The sequence below is a fragment of the Nocardioides sp. GCM10027114 genome (assembly GCF_042659625.1).
GTDB lineage: Bacteria > Actinomycetota > Actinomycetes > Propionibacteriales > Nocardioidaceae > Nocardioides.
The window spans coordinates 1-20,886 of sequence record NZ_JBHSSS010000023.1; the positions used below are offsets into that span (position 1 = coordinate 1).

Here is a 20,886-nt window from a genome sequence, read left to right on the forward strand (position 1 = left end):
CGCCATCGAGCTCAACAACCGACCCCGCAAGACCCTCGACTGGCGCACCCCGGCCGAGGCCCTGGACAAGCTACTGTCCGAACACGACAACAAGACCGGTGTTGCGAACGCAGGTTGAAACCGCCCGGGGCGCCTCGCACCTCAACCACCGGTGCCACCTCTGGTCTCGACGGGCTCGACCAACGTGGGTCGCTACCGGCTAGCGGGCGCCGCGCTCCTCGAGGGCGAGGCGGACGGCCTCGGCGTAGGGGATGGGATCGCCGGGGACGACGTCTTGGATGGTGCGATCGGTGACGATGACCTCGGTGCCCATCGAGTCGATGAGGTTGCGGGCGGTGGTGACGTCGACGTCGGTGACGAAGGCCAGCCAGTAGGAGGAGAGCCGGGGCGTCAGCACCGGGACCCGCACGATCGGCACCCGCTTCCCGGCGGACACCTCCGAGGCCACCTGCAGCATCTCGAGGTAGGTCATCTGCTCGGGCCCGCCGATCTCGTAGACCCGCCCGTAGGTCTCCTCGCGGCCGACGACGCCGGCGAGGTAGCGGATCACGTCGTCCACCGCGATCGGCTGGGTGCGGGTGCTGACCCACTTCGGCACCACCATCGCGGGCAGGTTCTTCACCAGCTGCCGGGTGAGCTCCCACGAGATGCCGCCGTCGCCGACGACGATCGCGGCGCGCAGCACGGTGACGGGGACGCCGGCCTCGGCGAGCAGGCCCTCCACCTCCCGGCGGGAGCGCAAGTGTGCGGAAAGGTCCTCGTCGTCGGCGCCGAGCCCGCCGAGGTAGACGATCTGCTTCACGCCCGCAGCCGCGGCGGCCTTGCCGAAGACGCGCGCGGCCTCGGCGTCCTTCTCCTCGAAGTCGGGGCTGTCGAGCGAGTGCACCAGGTAGACCGCCACGTCGGCGCCCTCGAGCGGCTCGGTCAGCGAGGCGCGGTCCTCGACGTCGCCGCCCACCGCGGTGCCGGGACCGTCGTACTCCTCGGGTCGCCGGGTCATCGCCCGGACGTCGTGGCCCTGCGCGACCAGCACCGGCGTCAGCCGGCGGCCGATGAACCCGGTCGCGCCGGTGACCAGGACGGTGAGGCGCTCGCTCATGCCCCCACCCTAGGGATGCCGACCCAACCGGGGAACGGGATCGCCCGGGGAACGCTCAGCGCGCCCGCTTGGCGATGCCCTCGCGCTTGGTCTCGTCCATCGCCGCCTCGTACGCCGCCACCAGGCTGGCGATCGACAGCGGCTTGAGCCGCTCGACGATCTGGCGCACCGTCTCCGGCGGCGTGCCGGACTCCTGGAACACCGGCCACGCCTTGGTGCGGAACACCTCGTAGAGCTCCTCGGCGATCGCCCGGCCGTGGGCGGCGTACACGTCGGCGGCGGCGAGCGCCGCCTCCGTCGGGAAGCCCAGGTCGAGCAGCGCCAGCCCGATCGAGAGCTGGGAGACCGCCACCTGGTAGCGGCCGCGCTTGTTGCGCAGCACGATCCCGAGCGCGGCCAGGGTCACCAGGTCCTCGTCGTCGAGGGTGCGGCCGGCGCGCTGGTCGAGCTCGGCGCGGGTCATCTCGATCGGCGACTCGTGCTGCCAGGGCGCCAGCATGGTCCGCTGCAGCGCGATGTCCTCGGGAGTGGCGTCGGCCGGGATGTTGGCGACGTACCGCTCGATCGCCGCGAGCGTGAAGCCGTGGCTCTGCAGCTCCTGCACCAGCTCGAGCCGGGCCACGTGATCGGCGGTGTAGTAGCCGGACCGGCCGCGCCGGATAGGCGGCGGCACCAGCCCCTTGGTCGTGTAGAAGCGGACGTTGCGCACGCTCATCCCGACCCGCTGGGTCAGCTCGTCGAGGGTCAGCAGCTCGCGCCGCGTCTCGAGCGTCTCGTCCACTCCACCTGCTCCTCTGCCACATCCTGCCGTCCGCGTGATCCAGACCACACGGACCAACGCTCCTTGACGATGATGACAGTAAAGGTGTCACAATCGAAAGAGGCAGCAACCGCGATCCCGAGGACGGTCATGGCAGAAGCATTCGTGTACGACCACATCCGTACGCCGCGTGGCAAGGGCAAGAGGGTCGGCGCGCTGCACGAGGTCAAGCCGATCGACCTCATCGTCGGCCTCCTCGAGGAGATCAAGGTCCGCAACCCCTCGCTCGACCCCGGGCGCATCGACGACGTCGTGCTCGGCGTGGTCACCCCGATCGGCGAGCAGGGTGGCGACATCGCCAAGACCGCGGCGCTCGCTGCCGGCTACCCCGAGACGGTGTCCGGGGTCCAGCTCAACCGCTTCTGCGCCTCGGGCCTCGAGGCCGTCAACCAGGCCGCGGCCCGGATCCGCTCCGGCATGGAGGACCTGATCCTCGCCGGTGGCGTCGAGTCGATGAGCCGGGTGCCGATGGGCAGCGACGGCGGCGCCTGGGCGGCCGACCCGGCCACCGCCCTGAAGACCGGCTTCGTGCCGCAGGGCATCGGCGCCGACCTGATCGCCACCCTCGGCGGCTGGAGCCGCGCCGACGTCGACGCGTTCGCCGCCGAGTCCCACCACCGGGCCGCCAAGGCCTGGGCCAACGGCTACTTCGCCGACTCCGTCGTCCCGGTCCGCGACATGAACGGCCTGACGATCCTCGACCACGACGAGCTCGTCCGGCCCGACACCTCCGTCGAGGGCCTCGCCGGGCTGAAGCCGTCGTTCGCGCAGATCGGCGCCGACGCCGGCTTCGACGACGTGGCGCTGGAGAAGTACCACTGGGTCGAGCGGATCGACCACGTCCACCATGCCGGCAACTCCTCGGGAATCGTCGACGGCGCCGCCGTGATGGCCATCGGCACCGAGCAGGCGGGCAGCGACCTCGGCCTGACGCCGCGGGCGCGGATCGTCTCGATGGCGGTCTCCGGCTCCGACCCGACGATCATGCTGACCGGACCCGCGCCGGCCGCGCGCAAGGCGCTGGCCAAGGCCGGGCTCGAGGTCGGCGACATCGACCTGTTCGAGATCAACGAGGCGTTCGCCGCGGTGGCGATGCGCTTCATGCGCGACCTCGGCATCACCCACGAGATCACCAACGTCAACGGCGGCGCGATCGCCATGGGCCACCCGCTCGGCGCCACCGGCGCGATGATCCTCGGCACCCTTGTCGACGAGCTCGAGCGGCGCGACCTGCGCCGCGGCCTCGCCACGCTCTGCGTCGGCGGCGGCATGGGCATCGCGACCATCGTCGAGCGCATCTGAGCGCGAGCGCGGAGACGCGCTCATCGGTGGTTGAGCCGCGAGCCGGGCTGAGCTCGCGAAGCCCGGACCGAGCGTGTCGAAACCCAGTGAGCCAACAGACCACCTGAGCCCGAGACACAGGACGAGAACATGACCGAGACCCAGACCGTTTCCGCCGTCCGCTACGACCGCGACGCCGACGGGATCGTCACGCTGACCCTGGACGACCCCACCGCGGGCGCCAACACCATGAACGAGCTCTACAAGGACTCGATGGCCGCCGCGGTCGACCGGCTCCACGCGGAGCAGGACGACGTGACCGGCGTGGTGATCACCAGCGCCAAGAAGACCTTCTTCGCCGGCGGCAACCTCAAGGAGATGGTCAAGGCGACCCCGGACGACGCCGCCGCGATCTTCGCCGCCGGTGAGGAGATCAAGCGCGACTTGCGCCGTCTCGAGTTGTTCCCGAAGCCGGTCGTCGCGGCGATCAACGGCGCCGCGCTCGGCGGCGGCTTCGAGATCGCGCTGGCCTGCAACCACCGGGTCGTCGTCGACGACCCGAAGGCCGAGCTCGGCCTGCCCGAGGCGACGCTCGGACTGCTGCCCGGCGGGGGCGGCGTCACCCGCGTCGTCCGGATGCTCGGGCTGCAGTCCGCGCTGATGGACGTGCTGCTGCAGGGCACCCGATTCAAGCCGGCGCAGGCCAGGGAGAAGGGCCTGGTCGACGAGCTCGTCGCCACCCGCGACGAGCTGGTCCCGGCCGCCAAGGCGTGGATCGCGGCCAACCCGGACGCCGCGCGCAACCCCTGGGACGCGGACGGCTACCGGATGCCCGGCGGCACCCCCAGCCACCCGAAGCTGGCGGCGTTCCTGCCGGCATTCCCCGCGCTGCTGCGCAAGCAGACCAAGGGCGCGGTCTACCCCGCCCAGCGCGCGATCCTGTCCGCCGCGGTCGAGGGCGCGCAGGTCGACTTCGACACCGCCTCGCGCATCGAGTCGCGCTACCTGACGAACCTCATCGTCGGGCAGAACAGCAAGAACATGATCCAGGCGTTCTTCTTCGACCTGCAGGCCGTCAACGCCGGCAAGCTCCGCCCGCAGGGCATCGAGCCGTGGCAGGCCACCAAGGTCGGCGTCCTCGGCGCCGGGATGATGGGCGCGGGCATCGCCTACTCGTGCGCCCGCGCCGGCATGCAGGTCGTCCTCAAGGACGTTGCGCTCGAGAACGCCGAGCGCGGCAAGGCCTACAGCGCCGGCCTGCTCGACAAGGCGATCGCCCGCGGCCGCAGCACCGAGGAGAAGAAGGTCGAGCTGCTCGACCGGATCACCCCGACCGCCGACCCGGCCGACCTCGCCGGCTGCGACCTCGTCATCGAGGCGGTCTTCGAGGACCCGACGCTCAAGCACCAGGTCTTCGGCGAGATCGCGTCGCACGTGAACCCCGACGCGCTGCTGTGCTCCAACACCTCGACCCTGCCGATCACCGAGCTGGCCCAGGGCGTGGACCGGCCGGCCGACTTCATCGGCCTGCACTTCTTCTCACCCGTCGACAAGATGCCGCTCGTCGAGATCATCCGCGGCGAGCAGACCACCGACGAGACGCTGGCGAAGGCGTACGACGTCGTCCGGCAGATCCGCAAGACCCCCATCGTGGTCAACGACAGCCGCGGCTTCTACACCTCCCGCGTCATCAGCACGATGGTCAACGAGGGCCTCGCGATGCTGGCCGAGGGTGTCCACCCGGTCTCGATCGAGCGGGCGTCGACCCAGGCCGGCTACCCGGTCGGCGTGCTCCAGCTGACCGACGAGCTCAACATGGAGCTCTTCGGCAAGATCGCCAAGGCGACCAAGGAGGCCGCAGAGCGCGACGGCAAGGAGTGGACCGAGCACCCGGGCGAGGCGGTCAGCCGCCGGATGGTCGAGATCGGGCGTCCGTCGCGGCTCAGGGGCGCCGGCTTCTACGAGTACGACGAGGCCGGCAGGCGGCAGGGCCTGTGGTCCGGCCTGGCCGAGGAGTTCCCGGTCGCCGAGGAGCCGGTGCCGCTCCGCGACGTCAAGGACCGGCTGCTGTTCGTCGAGGCGATCGAGACCGCGAAGTGCTTCGAGGAGGGCGTCCTCGACTCCGCCGCGGCCGCCAACATCGGCTCGATCATGGGCATCGGCTTCCCGCCGAACACAGGCGGCGCCGCCCAGTTCATGACCGGCTACCAGGACCCCGAGGACCCGACCGCCCCGATCGGGCTGGCGGCGTTCGTGGCGCGGGCCGACGAGCTCGCCGAGCAGTACGGCGACCGGTTCCGCCCCACGGCGTACCTCCGGGGGATGGCGGAGCGGGGCGAGACCTTCCCCTCCTGAGGACCTTCCTGACCCCCTGACCCACGGCGAGCTGCCACCAGTTTCCGGCTGGACGGGCAACTGGTGGCAGCTCGTGGTGCTTCGTGGGGGAACTGCTGGCAGCTCGTGGTGCTTCGTGGGGGAACTGCTGGCAGCTCGCGGGGTTTCCCGGGGGATATCCCCACGATCGGGGATTGGATCGGCCAAGCCGGCCCCGCGACCCGCGCCCGCCGGGCACACTGGGCCGGGTGACGGACGCAGCAGCAGCGGGCCGGGACGATGCACGCGCCGGGGGTCCCGCCGACGGCCGGGCCGACCAGCGGCCGGGGGTGGAGGTGCGCTCGCTCCATGTGCGCTTCGGCGACGTGGAGGCGGTCGCGGGTGTCGACCTGCTCGCGGAGGCCGGCCGCGCGACGGCGCTGCTCGGCCGCAACGGCGCCGGCAAGTCCACCACCATGCGGGTGCTGGCCGGCGTGGTGCCGCCGACCGCCGGCACCGTCCTGGTCGCCGGCCACGACGTGCGGCGCGACCCGCTCGCGGTGAAGCGCGCCGTCGGCTACTGCCCTGACGTCGGCGGCCTGGTGCCGCGGGCGACCCCGTGGGAGCACATCCAGCTCAGCGCCCGGCTGCGCCGGCTGCGTGACTGGGAGCCGCGCGCCCGCGACCTGCTCGAGCGGTTCGAGCTCGGCGACGTGGCCCACCGGGTGACCGGCGGCTTCTCGCACGGCATGGGCCGGCGGCTGTCGGTCCTGCTCGCCGCGCTGCACGAGCCCGAGGTGCTGCTCCTCGACGAGCCCTTCGACGGCGTCGACCCGATCGGGGTCGAGGCGACGATGGACGTCGTCGCCGACGCCCGCGCCCGCGGCGCCTGCGTGCTGGTCTCGACCCACCTGCGCGAGCTCGCCGTCGCCGCCTGCAGCGAGGTGCTGGTGCTGCGCGGCGGCGCCCGGGTCGCCACCGTCGCCGCCACCGACATGACCGGCGAGGAGGGGGCGCGTGCCTACCGCGGCCTCCTCGACTGAGCGGCACCGCGGCGGGACCGGGCTGCTGAGCCCGGCCGGCTGGCGCGCGTCGTGCGCCGACGTCGGCCACGTGCTGCGCTTCCGCGCCCAGACCGTACGCCGCGGCGCGTCGCTGTGGGCGGCCGTCTCGCTGCTGCTGGTCACCGCCGCGATCGCGCTCGTCCCGGCCTTCGTCGGGGACGCGGGCGAGGGCCCCGGCGCCGTCGAGGTGGCGATCCTGCTGCCCACCGGGTTCGCGGCGTTCCTGCTGATCGCGATCGTCTCGGCGGTCGTCTCCGGCGGCGGCCGGGAGCTGCTGCCGCGCGACCAGGCGGCGATCCACCCGCTCAGCCCGACCAGCGACCACCTCGGCGCGCTGCTGCTCGCGCCCCTCAACATCGCGTGGCTGCTGCAGGCGTGGGCGCTGCTCGGCAGCGCGGCCTACGGCCTCGGCCCCGACACCCTGCACACGATGATCCCGGTGATCCTGCTGTGGCTGGCCGCGGCGACCGCGGCCGCGCAGGTGGTGGCCTGGGCGGTCGAGGCGGTTCGGCGGATGCACGGCGGGGTCGTCGTGGTCCGGCTGCTCGGCATCACCGTCGCGGTCGTGGCCCTGTGGCTCCACGTCAGCGGCCGGCTCACCTCGGTGCTCGACAGCCTGCCGACGGTCTGGTTCGTGGTCGGCGGCGTGGAGGGCGTCACGTGGCGGTTCGCCGCCACGCTCGCTGCCGAGGCCGGGATCTTCGTCGTTGCGGTGCTGGTGGGCGCGCTGCCCGCCCACCTGGCCGCGCGGCGGACCGCGCGTGACGAGGTGCGGCTGGACAGCGCGGCGCGCGAGCCCCTGCCGATGCCGCGCGGCGACCTGCTGGCCCTGGTCCGCACCGACCGGGCGTCGGTGTGGCGCACGGTGCCGGTCCGCCGCGGCATGGCGGTGCTGGCGGTCGGGCCGGGCCTGGTGGCCCTGGCCGGCAACCTGCAGTGGGCCACCATGACCGTGCTGCCGGGACTCGTCGCGTCCGGTGGCGCGCTGCTGTTCGGGGTGAACGTGTGGTGCCTCGACGGCCGCGGCGGGCTGTGGCGCGAGAGCCAGCCGGTCGAGCCCGGTCCGGTGTTCGCGGCCCGGGCCTGGGTGCTCGCGGAGTTCCTGCTGCTGGCGTCGGCGATCACCATCGCGTTGGCGTCGCTGCGTGCCGGCATCCCGTCGAGCGCCGAGCTGACCGCCCTGCTGTGCACCCTGGTCGTCGTGACCATCCAGGTCGTCGGTGCGGCGATGCGCTGGTCGATGCAGCGGCCGTTCGCCGCCGACCTGCGGTCGGCACGCGCCACCCCCGCCCCTCCGGTGGTGATGGTCGGCTACTCGGCCCGGCTCGCCCTCAGCACCACCCTCACCGGACTGGTGTTCTCGGGCCTGGCGCGGGTGCCGGTGTGGGAGGCGTCGGTGCTGATCGCGATCCCCTTCGTGGGTTGGTCGCTCACGCGCCTGGCCCGGACGCGGGCACGGTGGCTGGATCCCGTGCAGCGCGCCCGGGTGGTCGCGTCGGTCGCCGCCTGATTCCCAGCAGCGGCGGTCAGCGGCCGGCGGACTGGAACCAGGGGTGGTGCAGGTCGTAGAACGTGGCCGTCGGCATGACCTCGTCCATCGCCTCGCGCAGCGCCGGCGGCATCTCCGGCATCTCCTTCTTCTCGCCGACACGGGCGCTGGCCTCGTCGGTGAAGGCGATGGTCTCGGTGAACGTGCCGTCCTCCTCGATCGCCAGCGTGCCGCCGATGATCTCCGGCCGCAGGCGGTGGAGGTCATCGGTGTCGGTCATCGCGCCCTTGAACCGCTCGCGGTCCTCGACGCGGCCGCGGATGACCTGCACGAAGCCGGCCTCGTCCGAGCCGCCGTCCATCATGAGCGTGACGTCGGCGCAGTCGTGGTACTCCACGGGCCCGTCCATCAGCTCCTCCATGCGCCGGGCCCACTCGCCCTGCTCGGCGCGTTCGGAGTTCGCCTGCGCGGCCTCGCGCGACTCGAACCGCACCACGCCGAGGAACTGGTCGTCGTCGGTGAATCCGTAGGTGCCGCCGAGCCAGCCCTCCGCGCCCGGGGCCATCTCGCGGCCCCACTCCTCGGCGAGCGCGCGCAGCTCGTCCTGCCGGGTGCACTTGCCCTGGATGATCTGGATGAACACGACGCCTCCTCTCGCAGGCCGCCTCGGGGTGAGGTGGTCTGGCGGTCCTCTGTCTACCGACGCTAGGAGGGCGCGACCGCCCCGTCCATGCCCTCGACGGGCCAGCCCGGACGGGGTGCCCCGGGGGTCAGTTGCCGGGGGTCAGTTGCCGGGGGGTCAGGTACCGGCGTCAGCGTGGGGCGAGCGAGGACTTCTGGCACTCCGACTGGGCGCGGCCGAGCCGCATCAGGTCGACGCCCTGCCAGTTGCCGGTCAGCGAGTCGACGACCGCGGCCCGCATCTGCTCCGGGGTGAGCTCCCCGCGCAGGCATCCGGCGTACGGCTCGTCGAGGATCCGGCCCTTCGTGGCCGCCTGCTGGGCGCGGGTCGACTCCTCGACGAAGTCGGTGCACGCGAACTGCGCCTCCGCCCAGGCCTCGGCGATGTCCTCGCGCAGCCGGGGGAGGTCCTCGACGACGTCGTACGACGAGTCCAGCACCCCGCCGGCCTGCAGCGCGTCCAGCGACGTGCTGCTGGTCAGCTCCTCGGCGAAGCACTCGCCGGTCGCCGTCTGCCGGGCGTCGGGGTGGTCCCCGGCGAACAGCGCGGCCAGGTCGGCCCGCACCTTCGCGACCCGGGCCGCGTCCTCGCCGCCCGATCCCATGGTCGACCCCTCGCCGGAACCGCCGGCGCTGCAGCCCGCCAGCACGACGGCCAGCACAGGGACGGCGACGGCGAGCGCAACGGGGCGGACGAGAGGCGTGGAACGGGGGAGGAGCACCGCCACATGCTCCCACTAGGGTCGCCGCATGGACTTCGCCCCCTCGCCGCGCGCGGCCGACCTGACCGCCCGGGTGGCGGCGTTCCTCGCCGAGGAGATCGACCCGGTCGAGCCGCAGTACCACCGCGACCTCGCCGAGCAGCGCCGTACGGGCGACCCGTGGCAGCCGCTGCCGGTGCTCGCGGACCTGCAGGCGAAGGCCCGGGCGCAAGGGCTGTGGAACCTGTTCCTGCCGAAGGAGCACGCCGGCGAGTACGCCGCCCGGTTCGGCACCGACGGCGGCGAGGGGCTCAGCAACGTCGACTACGCGCCCGTGGCGGAGGTGATGGGCCGCTCCGCGATCGCGCCGCTGGTCTTCAACTGCAACGCCCCCGACACCGGCAACATGGAGGTGCTGCTGCGCTACGGCACCGACGAGCAGCGTCGCGAGTGGCTCGAGCCGCTGCTCGACGGCCGGATCCGCTCGGCGTTCACGATGACCGAGCCCGACGTGGCGTCCTCCGACGCGACCAACATGGCCGCCACCGCGGTCCTCGACGGCGACGAGGTCGTCATCAACGGCCGGAAGTGGTGGTCCACCGGGATCGGCCACCCGGACTGCAAGGTGCTCGTCTTCATGGGGCTGACCGACCCGGACGCCGACCGCCACCACCGCCACTCGATGGTGCTGGTGCCGCGGGACGCGCCGGGTGTCGAGGTCGTGCGGATGCTCGACACGATGGGCCACCACGACGAGCCGCTCGGGCACGGCGAGGTCTCCTTCACCGACGTGCGGGTGCCGCGCGCCAACCTGCTGGTCGGTCCGGGCGAGGCGTTCGCCATCGCGCAGGGCCGGCTCGGCCCCGGCCGGGTCCACCACTGCATGCGGCTCATCGGGCTGGCCGAGCGGGCGCTCGAGCTCGCCTGCCGCCGAAGCCTCGAGCGGGCGGCGTTCGGCAAGCCGCTGGCCAACCTCGGCGGCAACCGGGAGCGGATCGCCGAGGCGCGGATCGCCATCGACCAGGCCCGGCTGCTGGTGCTGCACGCAGCGTGGAAGCTCGACACGGGCGGCCCGCTCACCGCGCTCTCGGAGGTCTCGCAGATCAAGGTCGCGGTGCCGGCGATGGCCCAGCAGGTCATCGACATGGCGATGCAGCTCCACGGCGGCGGCGGCCTCTCCAGCGACTTCCCGCTCGCGGCGGCCTGGACCTCCGCCCGCGCGCTGCGGCTGGCCGACGGTCCCGACGAGGTGCACCGCGGCGTGGTTGCCCGGATCGAGCTCGGCAAGCACCAGTGACCCGGCGGATCCTGGTCACCGGCGCCGCCTCGGGGCTGGGCGCGGCTCTCGTCCGCGCCTGGCGTGCCCGGGGCGACGAGGTGCTGGCGACCGACGTGGCGGGCGCGGCCGCCGACCTCAGGCTGGACGTCACGTCCGACGACGACTGGTCGGCCGCGCTCGACCACGTCGAGCGGACGTGGGGCGGGCTCGACGTGCTGGTCAACAACGCCGGGATCGCCGGTGGCGGCCGCCTCGACGTCGCCACGGTCGAGGAGTGGCAGCGGCTCGTCGACGTCAACCTGCTCGGCGCCGTGCGCGGCACCCGCGTCTTCACCCCGCTCCTCAAGCGGCAGCGGTCGGGCCACGTCGTCAACGTCGCCTCGCTCGCCGGGCTCGTCCACCCCGCGGGCATGGCGCCCTACAACGCCGTGAAGGCCGCGGTCGTGGCGCTCACCGAGACCACCGGGCACGAGCTCGCCGCCCACGGGGTGCGCGCGACCGCGGTCTGCCCGTCGTATTTCCGCTCGGCGCTGATGTCGTCGATGACCGGCAGCGACGCGGCGGTCGGCGCCGTGGTGCGCCGGCTGGTGGAGGAGTCGCCGCTGACCGCCGACGACGTAGCCGCCGAGGTGCTCGCCGGGCTCGACCGTGGCGAGGAGCTCGTCGTGCCCGACGAGGCGGCCCGTGCCGCGTGGCGGCTCAAGCAGGACGACCGGCCGGGGTACGACGCCCTGATGCGGCAGCAGGCCCGCAAGCTGGAGGAGCAGGCATGACCCCGGCTGAGAGCACCGACCCCGGTGAGGAGGCCCGCGCGGTCCGCGACGAGGACGCCTTCGACGTCGACGCGGCGGCCGCCTGGCTGCGCGGGCACGCGCAGGCCTTCCGTGACGACCTCGAGGGCACCCCGCAGGTCCGGCAGTTCCCGGGCGGCGCGTCCAACCTGACCTACCTGCTCCGCTACCCGCGCCGCGACCTGATCCTGCGCCGCCCGCCCGCCGGGGCGAAGGCGGCCAGCGCCCACGACATGGGCCGCGAGCACCGGATCCAGGCGGCGCTGGCGCCGGTCTTCCCGTACGTCGCGACGATGGTGGCGTTCTGCGACGACCCTGCGGTGATCGGGTCGGAGTTCTACGTGATGGAGCGGCTCGAGGGCACGATCCTGCGACGCGACCTGCCGTGGGACCTGCCGCCCGAGCACGTCTCGACGCTGTGCGAGCGGGCCCTCGACGTGCTCGTCGACCTGCATTCCGTCGACGTCGCGGCGGTGCCCGACCTCGCCGCGCTCGGCCGCGGCGAGGGGTACGTCCTCCGGCAGCTGGCCGGCTGGACCGACCGGTTCGACCGGGCCCGCACCGACGACACCGGCGACTGGTCCGACGTGGTCGGCTGGCTCGAGCGGCACCAGCCCGACGACGTCGCCCAGCGACTGATCCACAACGACTACCGGTTCGACAACCTCGTCCTCGCGGTCGACGACCCGCCGACCCGCTCGGCGCCGCGGGTTGTGGGCGTCCTGGACTGGGAGATGGCGACGGTCGGTGACCCGCTGATGGATCTCGGCGGCGCGCTGGCCTACTGGGTCGAGCCCGGCGACGACGAGTTCTTCCAGCTCTTCCGGCGCCAGCCCACGACCGCCCCGGGCATGTGGACCCGCGAGCAGGTCGTGGCGGCGTACTGCGAGCGGATGGGGTTCGAGATGACCCCGGAGCGGTGGCGGTTCTACGAGGTCTTCGGGCTGTTCCGGCTGGCGGTGATCGCCCAGCAGATCTGGTACCGCTACGTGCACCGGCAGACCACCAACGAGGCGTACGCCGTCTTCGGTCCGGCCGTCGGCTACCTCGAGCAGCGCTGCCGTCGGCTGGCCCGGGGCGGCGGGGCGGGACGCTGATGGGAGTCGTCCTCCTGGTCCGGCACGGCCAGGCGTCGTTCGGCGCCGACGACTACGACGTGCTCTCCGACACCGGCTGGGAGCAGTCGCGGCTGCTCGGCCGCTACCTCGCCGAGCGCGGGGTGACGCCGGACGTGGTGCTGCGCGGCGACATGAGGCGGCACCGGGAGACCGGCGAGGGGATGCTGGCCGGCGCCGCCTGGGCGTGCCCGGCCGAGGCCGACCCCGGCTGGGACGAGTTCGACCACGTCGGCGTGGTCGCGGCGTACCTGAAGGCGGCGGGAGCCGACCTGCCTGCCGGCCAGATGGACCGGCGCGAGTTCCAGCGGGTCTTCGAGCAGGCAACCGCTCGCTGGACCTCCGGCGAGCACGACGCCGACTACGCCGAGCCCTTCGCCGCCTTCCGCGCCCGGGTCGCAGGCGCGCTGCGCCGCGCCTGCGACCGCGCCGGCTCCGGATCGACGGTCGTGGTGGTCTCCTCGGGCGGGCCGGTGGCGACCGCCTGTGGCGAGCTGGTCGCCCCCGGCGCCCCCGCCGACCTGGCCTGGCAGCTCTGGGGCCGCTTCAACACGGTCGTCGTGAACACCTCGGTCTCCCGGGTGGTCGTCGGCGCCACCGGCGCCCGCCTGCTGACCTTCAACGAGCACGCCCACCTCGAGGGGGAGCACCTCACCTACCGCTGACGGCTCGTTCGTCGGCTGAAGTCCTAACTCAGATCAGCTTCCTGAACACCGGCAGCGGGGCGTGCTTCAGGACCACCGACAGCGGCGCCCACGGCAGGGCCGGCACGCAGGCGGACGGCTTCTCCTTCTCGATGGCCGCGACGATCGATCGCACGCCCTTCTCGGTGGAGACCATGAGCGGCTGCTCGTGGGCGACGTGCTCGTTCATCTCCGAGACGATGTAGCCGGGGTAGATCACCGACACCTTGATGGGCTTGCCGTGCAGCTCGGCGCGCAGGCCCTCGGCCAGGTGGGCGACGGCGGCCTTGGTGGCGGCGTACGTCGTCATCGTCCTGGGCATGCCGCGCATCGCGGAGACCGACGAGATCATCACCAGGTGGCCCGAGCCCTGGGCGCGGAAGACCTCCATCGCCGCCTCGGTCTGCGCGAGGGCGCCGATGACGTTCGTCTGCGCGGTCTCGAGGTTGGCGCGGAAGTTTCCGGTGCCCAGCGGAGCGCCCTTGCCGAGGCCGGCGTTGACGACGACCCGGTCGAGGCGGCCGAGCGCCTTCGCGAGGTCGTGGAACACCTCGAAGACCCGGTCGTGGTCGTTGACGTCGAGCGCCCGGACCTCGACGCGGGCCTCCGGGTGGCGGGCCAGGATCTCGTCGCGCAGCGCCTCGAGCCGGTCGGTGCGGCGGGCGCACAGGCCGAGGTCGTGCCCCCGTTCGGCGAGCTGCCGCGCCATCTCCGCCCCCAGTCCTGAGGAAGCTCCGGTGATGAGGACGGTCGTGCGCTCGCTGCGGGTACCCATGGCTCGCAGTCTGGCGTAGCGTCCAAAGCATGAGCGGACGAGTGGTGCACTTCGAGATCCCCTTCGACGACGCCGAGCGGGCGCAGGAGTTCTACAAGCACGTGTTCGGCTGGGAGGTCCAGCCGATGCCGGAGATGGACTACACCATGGTGCAGACCGGCCCCACGGGCGAGCAGGGCCCCACCGAGGCCGGCTACATCGGCGGCGGCATGATGAAGCGGCAGATGCCGGGCCAGGGACCCAACGTGGTCATCGACGTCGAGAACATCGACGAGGCGATGAAGCACGTCTCCGAGCACGGCGGCAGCCAGATGGTCGAGAAGATGCAGGTCGGTGACATGGGGTGGGCGGCCTACTTCCAGGACCCCGAGGGCAACGTCATCGGGCTCTGGCAGAACGCCTGATCCCGCGTAGTCACGGCTGACCCGGACGGGCTGCAGGTCTGGCCCGGGCGGGTCACTGCGGGCCGAAACCCTTCCCCGCCCGCGGGGCCGTGCGTAGGCTCCGCTGCCATGTGTGCCGCTGCTCCCGCCCCCGGTCCCCGCGTCTGCATCATCGGCGCCGGCTCCTCGGGGATCACCGCGGCACAGGTCCTCGACGCCAAGGGGATCGCCTTCGACTGCTACGAGATGGGCTCCGGCGTCGGCGGCAACTGGCGCTACGACAACGACAACGGCGTCAGCTCGGCGTACCGCTCGCTCCACATCAACACGTCGCGGCAGGCGATGGAGTACGCCGCCTACCCGATGCCCGAGTCGCTGCCGGACTACCCGAGCCACTGGCAGATCGCGCAGTACTTCGACGACTTCGTCGACCACTTCGGGCTGCGCGACAAGATCACCTTCCGGACCGAGGTGGTGAAGGTGGCGCCGGCCCGGAGCGGCGGGTACGACGTCACGACGCGACGGCTCGACGGCCGCCACGAGCCCGAGCACCACCACTACGACCACGTGCTCGTCGCCAACGGCCACCACTGGGACCCGCGCTGGCCCGAGCCCGGCTTCCAGGGGAGCGAGACCTTCCCCGGCGTGCAGCTGCACGTCCACTACTACCGGACCCCCGACGTGCTCGAGGGCAAGCGGGTGGTCGTGCTGGGCATCGGCAACTCCGCCACCGACATCGCGGTCGAGTCCGCGCGGGTGGCGAAGGAGACCTACCTCGCCATGCGCCGCGGGGCGCACATCCTGCCCAAGTACATGTTCGGCATGCCGACCGACCACCTCACCGACTCGCCGCTGGCCCGCGGGCCGCTGCTGCTGCAGAAGCTGGGGATGCGCGCGATGCTGCGGCTCGCGGTCGGCAAGGTCACCGACTACGGCCTGCCCGCACCCGACCACCAGGTGCTCGAGGCGCACCCCACCGTCAGTGACGACCTGCTGACCCGGCTCGGCCACGGTGACATCGAGGTGAAGCCGACCATCGACCGGTTCGAGGGGTCCAAGATCTTCTTCACCGACGGCACGGCCGTCGAGGCCGACGTGGTCGTCTACTGCACCGGCTACAAGGTGACCTTCCCGTTCCTCGACGAGCGGGTGGTCCCGGTGGAGAACAACCACGTCGACCTCTACCGCCGGGTCGTCGACCCCGACCATCCCGGGCTCTACTTCATCGGCCTGATCCAGCCCCTCGGGGCGGTGATGCCGCTGGCCGAGGAGCAGGCGCACTGGGTGGCGGAGCTGATCTCCGGCGAGGTGACGCTGCCGTCGCGGCAGGAGATGAAGCAGCAGATCGCGGCGTACGACACGGCGCTGCGCAAGCGGTACGTCGCCTCCAAGCGGCACACGATCCAGGTCGACACGCACAAGTACCGCGCCGAGCTGCGCAAGGAGCGACGCGCCCGGGCGCGCGCGAACGCCTGACGGCGGGGCCCTCCGCGCGCAGGATGGGGTCGACCCGCGGCACGGGTCCGCGGGCCCACACGGAGGAGACCCCATGAGCTACGGAACGCCGCCGCCCGGACAGACACCCCCTCCCGGCCAGACCCCGCCGCCTCCGCCTCCGCCTCCGCCGCCCGGCGCCGGCGGCCCGTCGGGACCCGGAGGTCAGCCCGCCTCCTCGGCCAAGGGCTTCTTCGGGGCCCTCTTCGACTTCAGCTTCGAGCACTTCATCACGCCGATCATCGTCAAGGTCGTGTACGTGATCGCGATGGTCGCGCTGGTCCTCGGCTGGCTCGTCTTCCTCGTCGCAGCCTTCGCCGACAGCGCCGGCGGCGGTATCGCGGTGCTGATCCTCGGCCCGGTCCTGCTGGTGCTCTACCTCGCCTTCATCCGGATGACGCTGGAGTTCTACCTCGCCATCGTCCGCATGAGCCAGGACATCCACCACCGCCTGCGCTGAGGCGCGCGACGTGACGTAGCGATCCCCGGCTCGCCGGGGATCGCTGCGCTTCTCGGCCACTGGAGTGCCCGAGAAGCGGGGCGAGTGGCCGAGAAGCAGCCGCTCGAATTGGGCTATACCGAGTATGCGCATACGTGGTATACATACCCGGTATCCATCGCCACGGGGGCGAAGGACGCCCGAGGTGAAGGAGCCGCGATGTCGGTCAGGCAGGCGATGCTGGCGCTGCTGGAGGAGGGGCCGATGTACGGCTACCAGCTCCGCGCCGAGTTCGAGGAGCGCACCGGGTCCACCTGGCCCCTCAACGTCGGGCAGGTCTACACGACGCTCGCCCGGCTCGAGCGCGACGGTCTCGTCGAGAAGACCGAGACCGAGGAGGCCGAGCACGGCGCCATCTACGCGGTCACCGAGGCCGGCCGCGCCGAGGTGGCGGCCTGGTTCACCACACCGGTCGCCCGCACCCAGCCGCCGCGCGACGAGCTCGCCATCAAGATCGCGCTGGCCGTCACCGTGCCCGGCGTCGACGTCGGCGCGCTGATCCAGCAGCAGCGCAGCGCCACCATGGCCGCGCTGCAGGACTACACCCGCCTCAAGCGGCAGCGCGACGCCGAGGCGAGGGCCGAGGCCGCCGGCGCCGGCGACGACCTCGCCTGGGGCCTGGTGCTCGATTCCCTGGTCTTCGCGACCGAGGCCGAGATCCGCTGGCTCGACCACTGCGAGGCGCGGGTACGCCGGGCGGCGGCCAACGGCGCTGCCTCGGCGGCGGGGGTTTCGAGGCTCGGCGCTGACGCGTCTCGCACCTCAACCGCCGGAGGCCGGCGATGAGCGCGCTGCGCGACCTCGACCACGCCCGGCTCCGCCGCGCCGAGCGCACCTGGCTCGCCCAGAGCGCCGAGCGGCTGCGCCGTGCCACCGCCGACCCAGCACGCCGTACCCGCCCCGCCGCCGACCGCGGCGCCCGGAACGAAGGGATCGCCCGATGAACGCCGTCCTCCGCCTCGACGAGGTCAGCCGGGTCCACGGCTCGGGCGAGACCGAGGTGCTCGCCCTGCGCGGCGTCTCCTTCGCCGCCCACGCCGGCGAGCTCGTGGCCGTGATGGGCCCCTCCGGCTCCGGCAAGTCGACGCTGCTGACCCTGGCGGGCGGGCTCGACCAGCCCACCGCGGGCACGGTCAGCGTCGAGGGCGTCGACCTCGGCGCGCTCGACCAGAAGGAGCGCGCCCGGATGCGGCGTACTTCGATCGGCTACGTCTTCCAGGACTTCAACCTGATCCCGGCGCTCACCGCCGCGGAGAACGTCGCCCTGCCGCTCGAGCTCGACGGCCGCCGGGCCCGCGACGCCCGTCGCGCCGCCCGCGCCGCGCTCGAGGAGGTGGGCATCGGCGCCCTCGCCGACCGGTTCCCGGACGAGATGTCGGGCGGCCAGCAGCAGCGCGTCGCCATCGCCCGTGCGGTGGTCGGCGAGCGCCGGCTGATCCTCGCCGACGAGCCGACCGGCGCCCTCGACACGGAGACCGGCGAGGACATCCTGCGGCTGCTGCGCGCCCGCTGCGACGCCGGCGCCGCCGGGGTGATGGTGACCCACGAGGCCCGGCACGCCGCCTGGGCCGACCGGGTGGTCTTCCTGCGCGACGGCGTCGTCGTCGACGAGTCCGGGTCCGCCCCGGTCGAGACCCTGCTCGAGCCGGGGATGGTCCGGTGACCCTCCTCCGACGACGGCTCGCCGGCTGGCGACCGTCCCTCCGCATGGCCTGGCGCGACGCCTGGCGCCACAAGGGCCGCAGCATCCTGACGCTCGTGATGATCGCGCTCCCGGTCCTCGGCGTCGTGGCGGCCGACATCGTGATCCACACCGCCCGCGTGAGCGGGGCGGAGGCTCTCGAGCGGCGGCTCGGGGCGGCCGACGCCCGTATCACGGTCTCGCCGGGCGCCGGCCGGGTCGTGCAGGACATCGACCCCGACGCGGGCATGGGCAGCTGGAGCGGACCCCGGCAAGAGGAGACCGCAACGCTTCACGGTGTCGCCAAGGTCCTCGGCAGGGAGGTGCGCGCGGTCGAGATGGCGGCCGGCGCGAAGCCGTTCGAGACCGACGAGGGGATCGGAACCCTCGACGTCGTCGAGCTCGAGGTCGCCGATCCGCTCGCCGCCGGGCTCTACGACCTCACGGAGGGCTCCTGGCCGACCAGCGTGGACGAGGTCGCGGTCAGCGCCGAGGCCGCGTCGCGCGGACCCGGCGTCGGCGAGGAGCTGGTCCTGGGTCGCAGCGGGGTGACCAAGACCGTCGTGGGCATCGCCGAGGACGCCTCGAGCACCGGCTTCCCGCTTGCGGTGGGCCTGCCCGGCTCCTTCGGGCTGATCGAAAGCGGCTCGGGCCACCACACCTGGCTCGTCGACGCGGGGCCGGTCACCTGGGACGATGTGCTCGCCCTCAACGCCATCGGCGCCAGCGTGCTGTCGCGTGCGGTCCTGCTGGACCCACCGCCGAGGTCCGCGCTCGACCCCGAGGTCACCCAGTGGGACGGCGGCCCCCAGGAGGCCACCATCGCGGTCGCGGTGCTCATCGTGGTGATGGCTCTGCTCGAGGTGGTGCTGCTCGCCGGCCCGGCGTTCGCCGTCGGAGCCCGCCGGCAGGCCCGGACCCTCGCCCTGATGGCGGCCAGCGGCGGTACGCCGCGGCAGGCCCGCCGCGTCGTGCTGGCGAGCGCGATCGTGCTCGGCAGCCTCGCCAGCGCCTTGGGCGTCCTCCTCGGGCTGGTCGCGGCCCGGGCGCTGCTCCCGGTGCTGCAGGGCTTCAGTCAGAGCAGGTTCGGCCCCTTCGAGGTGCCGTGGACCCACGTGGGCGGCGTGGCCGCCTTCGGACTGACCAGTGCGCTGCTCGCCGCCGTGGTCCCTGCCTGGCTGGCCTCGCGGCAGGACGTGGTGGCCGTGCTCGGCGGCCGCCGTGGCGACCGGGCGCCGAGCCTGCGGTCGCCGGCGCTGGGCGTTGCCCTGCTGGCCGCGAGCGTCGGCGGCGCCGTCTACGGCGCACTCCGGCCCTCGTACGGCGAGATCTTCATCGCCGGCTCCGCGGTGGTCGCGGTGCTCGGCATGATCCTCCTCGTGCCCGTGGTGCTGGTCGGGCTCGCGCGCACCGGCCGGCGGTTGCCGCTGGTCGTCCGCTACGCGCTGCGCGACGCCGCCCGCCACCGCACACGCACGGTGCCCGCCGTGGCCGCCGTGGCCGCGACGGTGTCCGGGGTCGTCGCGCTCGGGATCGCGGTGACCAGCGACTCCGCCGAGTACGAGGCGACCTACTCCGAGGTCGTCCCGCGGGGAACCGGCCTGCTCACCGAGTTCAGCAGCCGCCCCGTCGACTGGGACGCCCATGAGGCAGTGCTGCGGACCGTCCTCCCCGAGGCCGACATCGCGCGCATCCCGGGGGTCTCGGAGGACGTGCGCGGTGGCTGGCTGAGCGTCGAGCTCCACGCCCCCGGCGACGACCGGGTGCTGCTGTCCAGCTGGGGATCGTCCATGGGCTCGAGCATCCTGGTCGGCGAGGGGGTGCCTGCCGGGCTCGCGGACCTCGAGCTGCCGGTGGCCGCGGTGGAGCGGGTGCTCGGTGAGGGCGGAGCGCTGGTCTTCACCGACGCGCCCGTCAAGGCGACCGAGGTCGAGGTCACTGCGGTGCGCAAGGAGCGCGGCTCCCGGCGCCAGGCCTCCTCGGCGACCCTCCCCGCCGTCTACGTCGACCTCGTCTCGGCCGCGGGCGGTGCCGTGGCCAGCGCGCCCCAGATGGTGCTCTCGCCCGCGGCGGCGCGCGAGCTGGGGCTGGAGGTCACGACCCGGTCGCTCTTCGTGACCGGCGCCGCGATCGACGAGGTCGCCGAGGACGACGTGACGGAGGCGCTCAACGCCACGGCGAGGAACGCGAACTTCTACGTCGAGCGCGGCTACCAGACCGACGATGAGACCCGGATAATCCTGCTCGTGCTCGGCGGTCTCGGGGGCGTGCTCATGCTGGGCGGGACGCTCACGGCGACGTTCCTGGCGCTCGCCGATGCGCGGCCCGACCTGGCCACGCTGTCGGCGGTGGGCGCGGCCCCCCGCACCCGGCGGGGCGTCGCCGCGGCGTACGCCGTGGTCGTCGGCGGGGTGGGGGCGCTGCTGGGGGCGCTCGTCGGGTTCGTCCCCGGTGTCGCGGTCACCTACCCGCTCACCGGGGAGGCATGGGTCCAGCAGATGAACCCCGACGCACCGTCGAACTACCTCGACGTGCCGTGGCTGCTGATCGGCGCGCTGGTGCTGGCGCTGCCGCTGGTGACGGCGCTGGTGGTAGGGCTGTTCGCCCGGTCGCGGCTGCCGCTGGTGGCCCGCATCGGCTGAGGGGCCCCGGGCTGACGCGGGACGTCGTGCGAGGTGGTCGCTACTGTGACCGGAACGTATGACGTCCCGCAGCCCGTCCAGGAAGAAAAAGTCAGT

At 73.0% G+C, this 20,886-nt stretch carries 20 protein-coding genes; 15 read left to right on the forward strand and 5 right to left on the reverse strand.

Annotation, left to right across the window (positions count from 1 at the left end; all coding sequences use genetic code 11):
* Positions 1-199 precede the first annotated feature (199 nt).
* Both ACFP2E_RS11275 and ACFP2E_RS11280 read right to left on the reverse strand, forming a co-directional pair.
* Positions 200-1,099 (reverse strand): NAD(P)H-binding protein, encoded by a 900-nt coding sequence (locus ACFP2E_RS11275; RefSeq protein ID WP_378522927.1) that lies wholly within the window; start codon positions 1,097-1,099, stop codon positions 200-202.
* Positions 1,100-1,154: 55 nt separating this feature from the next.
* Complete coding sequence (locus tag ACFP2E_RS11280) at positions 1,155-1,880, reverse strand: MerR family transcriptional regulator (RefSeq protein WP_378522926.1); 726 nt, start codon at positions 1,878-1,880, stop codon at positions 1,155-1,157.
* A 129-nt stretch (positions 1,881-2,009) separates the two neighbouring features.
* On the opposite strand from ACFP2E_RS11280, the gene ACFP2E_RS11285 reads away from it, so the two are divergent.
* From ACFP2E_RS11285 to ACFP2E_RS11300, 4 genes are all read left to right on the forward strand, one after another.
* Positions 2,010-3,221, forward strand: coding sequence for an acetyl-CoA C-acetyltransferase (locus ACFP2E_RS11285; protein ID WP_378522925.1), 1,212 nt, complete (start codon positions 2,010-2,012; stop codon positions 3,219-3,221).
* Between the two features lie 129 nt (positions 3,222-3,350).
* Positions 3,351-5,555, forward strand: coding sequence for a 3-hydroxyacyl-CoA dehydrogenase NAD-binding domain-containing protein (locus ACFP2E_RS11290; protein ID WP_378522924.1), 2,205 nt, complete (start codon positions 3,351-3,353; stop codon positions 5,553-5,555).
* 227 nt (positions 5,556-5,782) lie between these two features.
* On the forward strand, positions 5,783-6,556 hold the full coding sequence (locus tag ACFP2E_RS11295; RefSeq protein ID WP_378522923.1) for an ABC transporter ATP-binding protein: 774 nt from the start codon (positions 5,783-5,785) through the stop codon (positions 6,554-6,556).
* Positions 6,531-8,087 (forward strand): hypothetical protein, encoded by a 1,557-nt coding sequence (locus ACFP2E_RS11300; protein WP_378522922.1) that lies wholly within the window; start codon positions 6,531-6,533, stop codon positions 8,085-8,087. Before ACFP2E_RS11295 ends, ACFP2E_RS11300 begins: the two co-directional genes overlap by 26 nt.
* A 16-nt stretch (positions 8,088-8,103) precedes the next feature.
* Here ACFP2E_RS11300 and ACFP2E_RS11305 read toward each other — a convergent pair whose 3' ends face one another.
* Positions 8,104-8,709 carry a hypothetical protein gene (locus ACFP2E_RS11305; protein WP_378522921.1) on the reverse strand — a complete coding sequence of 202 codons (606 nt, stop codon included), beginning with the start codon at positions 8,707-8,709 and terminating at the stop codon, positions 8,104-8,106.
* Positions 8,710-8,878: 169 nt separating this feature from the next.
* A complete protein-coding gene (locus ACFP2E_RS11310) occupies positions 8,879-9,469 on the reverse strand; it encodes a hypothetical protein (protein ID WP_378522920.1) in 591 nt (196 codons plus the stop codon).
* A gap of 28 nt (positions 9,470-9,497) precedes the next feature.
* Here ACFP2E_RS11310 and ACFP2E_RS11315 point away from each other — a divergent pair, with 28 nt between their 5' ends.
* Genes ACFP2E_RS11315 through ACFP2E_RS11330 form a run of 4 tightly spaced genes read left to right on the forward strand, consistent with a single transcriptional unit; the run spans position 9,498 to position 13,298 of the window.
* The gene (locus ACFP2E_RS11315) at positions 9,498-10,745 is read left to right on the forward strand and encodes an acyl-CoA dehydrogenase family protein (RefSeq protein ID WP_378522919.1); all 1,248 of its coding nucleotides are present in this window, start codon (positions 9,498-9,500) and stop codon (positions 10,743-10,745) included.
* The gene (locus ACFP2E_RS11320) at positions 10,742-11,500 is read left to right on the forward strand and encodes an SDR family NAD(P)-dependent oxidoreductase (RefSeq protein WP_378522918.1); all 759 of its coding nucleotides are present in this window, start codon (positions 10,742-10,744) and stop codon (positions 11,498-11,500) included. The genes ACFP2E_RS11315 and ACFP2E_RS11320 overlap by 4 nt, the downstream gene beginning before the upstream one ends.
* The gene (locus ACFP2E_RS11325; protein WP_378522917.1) at positions 11,497-12,615 is read left to right on the forward strand and encodes a phosphotransferase family protein; all 1,119 of its coding nucleotides are present in this window, start codon (positions 11,497-11,499) and stop codon (positions 12,613-12,615) included. The genes ACFP2E_RS11320 and ACFP2E_RS11325 overlap by 4 nt, the downstream gene beginning before the upstream one ends.
* Positions 12,615-13,298, forward strand: a complete 684-nt coding sequence (locus ACFP2E_RS11330; protein ID WP_378522916.1) for a histidine phosphatase family protein — start codon at positions 12,615-12,617, stop codon at positions 13,296-13,298. The genes ACFP2E_RS11325 and ACFP2E_RS11330 overlap by 1 nt, the downstream gene beginning before the upstream one ends.
* A gap of 28 nt (positions 13,299-13,326) precedes the next feature.
* Here ACFP2E_RS11330 and ACFP2E_RS11335 read toward each other — a convergent pair whose 3' ends face one another.
* Positions 13,327-14,091, reverse strand: coding sequence for an SDR family oxidoreductase (locus ACFP2E_RS11335; protein WP_378522915.1), 765 nt, complete (start codon positions 14,089-14,091; stop codon positions 13,327-13,329).
* Between the two features lie 29 nt (positions 14,092-14,120).
* Between ACFP2E_RS11335 and ACFP2E_RS11340 the strand changes: the two genes are divergently transcribed.
* The 7 genes from ACFP2E_RS11340 to ACFP2E_RS11370 all read left to right on the forward strand — a co-directional run bounded on the left by ACFP2E_RS11340 (position 14,121) and on the right by ACFP2E_RS11370 (position 20,790).
* Positions 14,121-14,495, forward strand: coding sequence for a VOC family protein (locus ACFP2E_RS11340; RefSeq protein ID WP_378522914.1), 375 nt, complete (start codon positions 14,121-14,123; stop codon positions 14,493-14,495).
* A 108-nt stretch (positions 14,496-14,603) separates the two neighbouring features.
* Positions 14,604-15,950 (forward strand): flavin-containing monooxygenase, encoded by a 1,347-nt coding sequence (locus tag ACFP2E_RS11345; protein WP_378522913.1) that lies wholly within the window; start codon positions 14,604-14,606, stop codon positions 15,948-15,950.
* Between the two features lie 73 nt (positions 15,951-16,023).
* Positions 16,024-16,428: a DUF4282 domain-containing protein gene (locus ACFP2E_RS11350; RefSeq protein WP_378522912.1), complete on the forward strand. Its 405-nt coding sequence runs from the start codon at positions 16,024-16,026 to the stop codon at positions 16,426-16,428.
* A gap of 198 nt (positions 16,429-16,626) precedes the next feature.
* Positions 16,627-17,253 carry a PadR family transcriptional regulator gene (locus ACFP2E_RS11355; protein WP_378522911.1) on the forward strand — a complete coding sequence of 209 codons (627 nt, stop codon included), beginning with the start codon at positions 16,627-16,629 and terminating at the stop codon, positions 17,251-17,253.
* On the forward strand, positions 17,250-17,411 hold the full coding sequence (locus ACFP2E_RS11360) for a hypothetical protein (protein WP_378522910.1): 162 nt from the start codon (positions 17,250-17,252) through the stop codon (positions 17,409-17,411). The genes ACFP2E_RS11355 and ACFP2E_RS11360 overlap by 4 nt, the downstream gene beginning before the upstream one ends.
* Positions 17,408-18,130: an ABC transporter ATP-binding protein gene (locus tag ACFP2E_RS11365; protein ID WP_378522909.1), complete on the forward strand. Its 723-nt coding sequence runs from the start codon at positions 17,408-17,410 to the stop codon at positions 18,128-18,130. The genes ACFP2E_RS11360 and ACFP2E_RS11365 overlap by 4 nt, the downstream gene beginning before the upstream one ends.
* Positions 18,127-20,790: an FtsX-like permease family protein gene (locus ACFP2E_RS11370; protein ID WP_378522908.1), complete on the forward strand. Its 2,664-nt coding sequence runs from the start codon at positions 18,127-18,129 to the stop codon at positions 20,788-20,790. Before ACFP2E_RS11365 ends, ACFP2E_RS11370 begins: the two co-directional genes overlap by 4 nt.
* Positions 20,791-20,886: the final 96 nt, after the last annotated feature.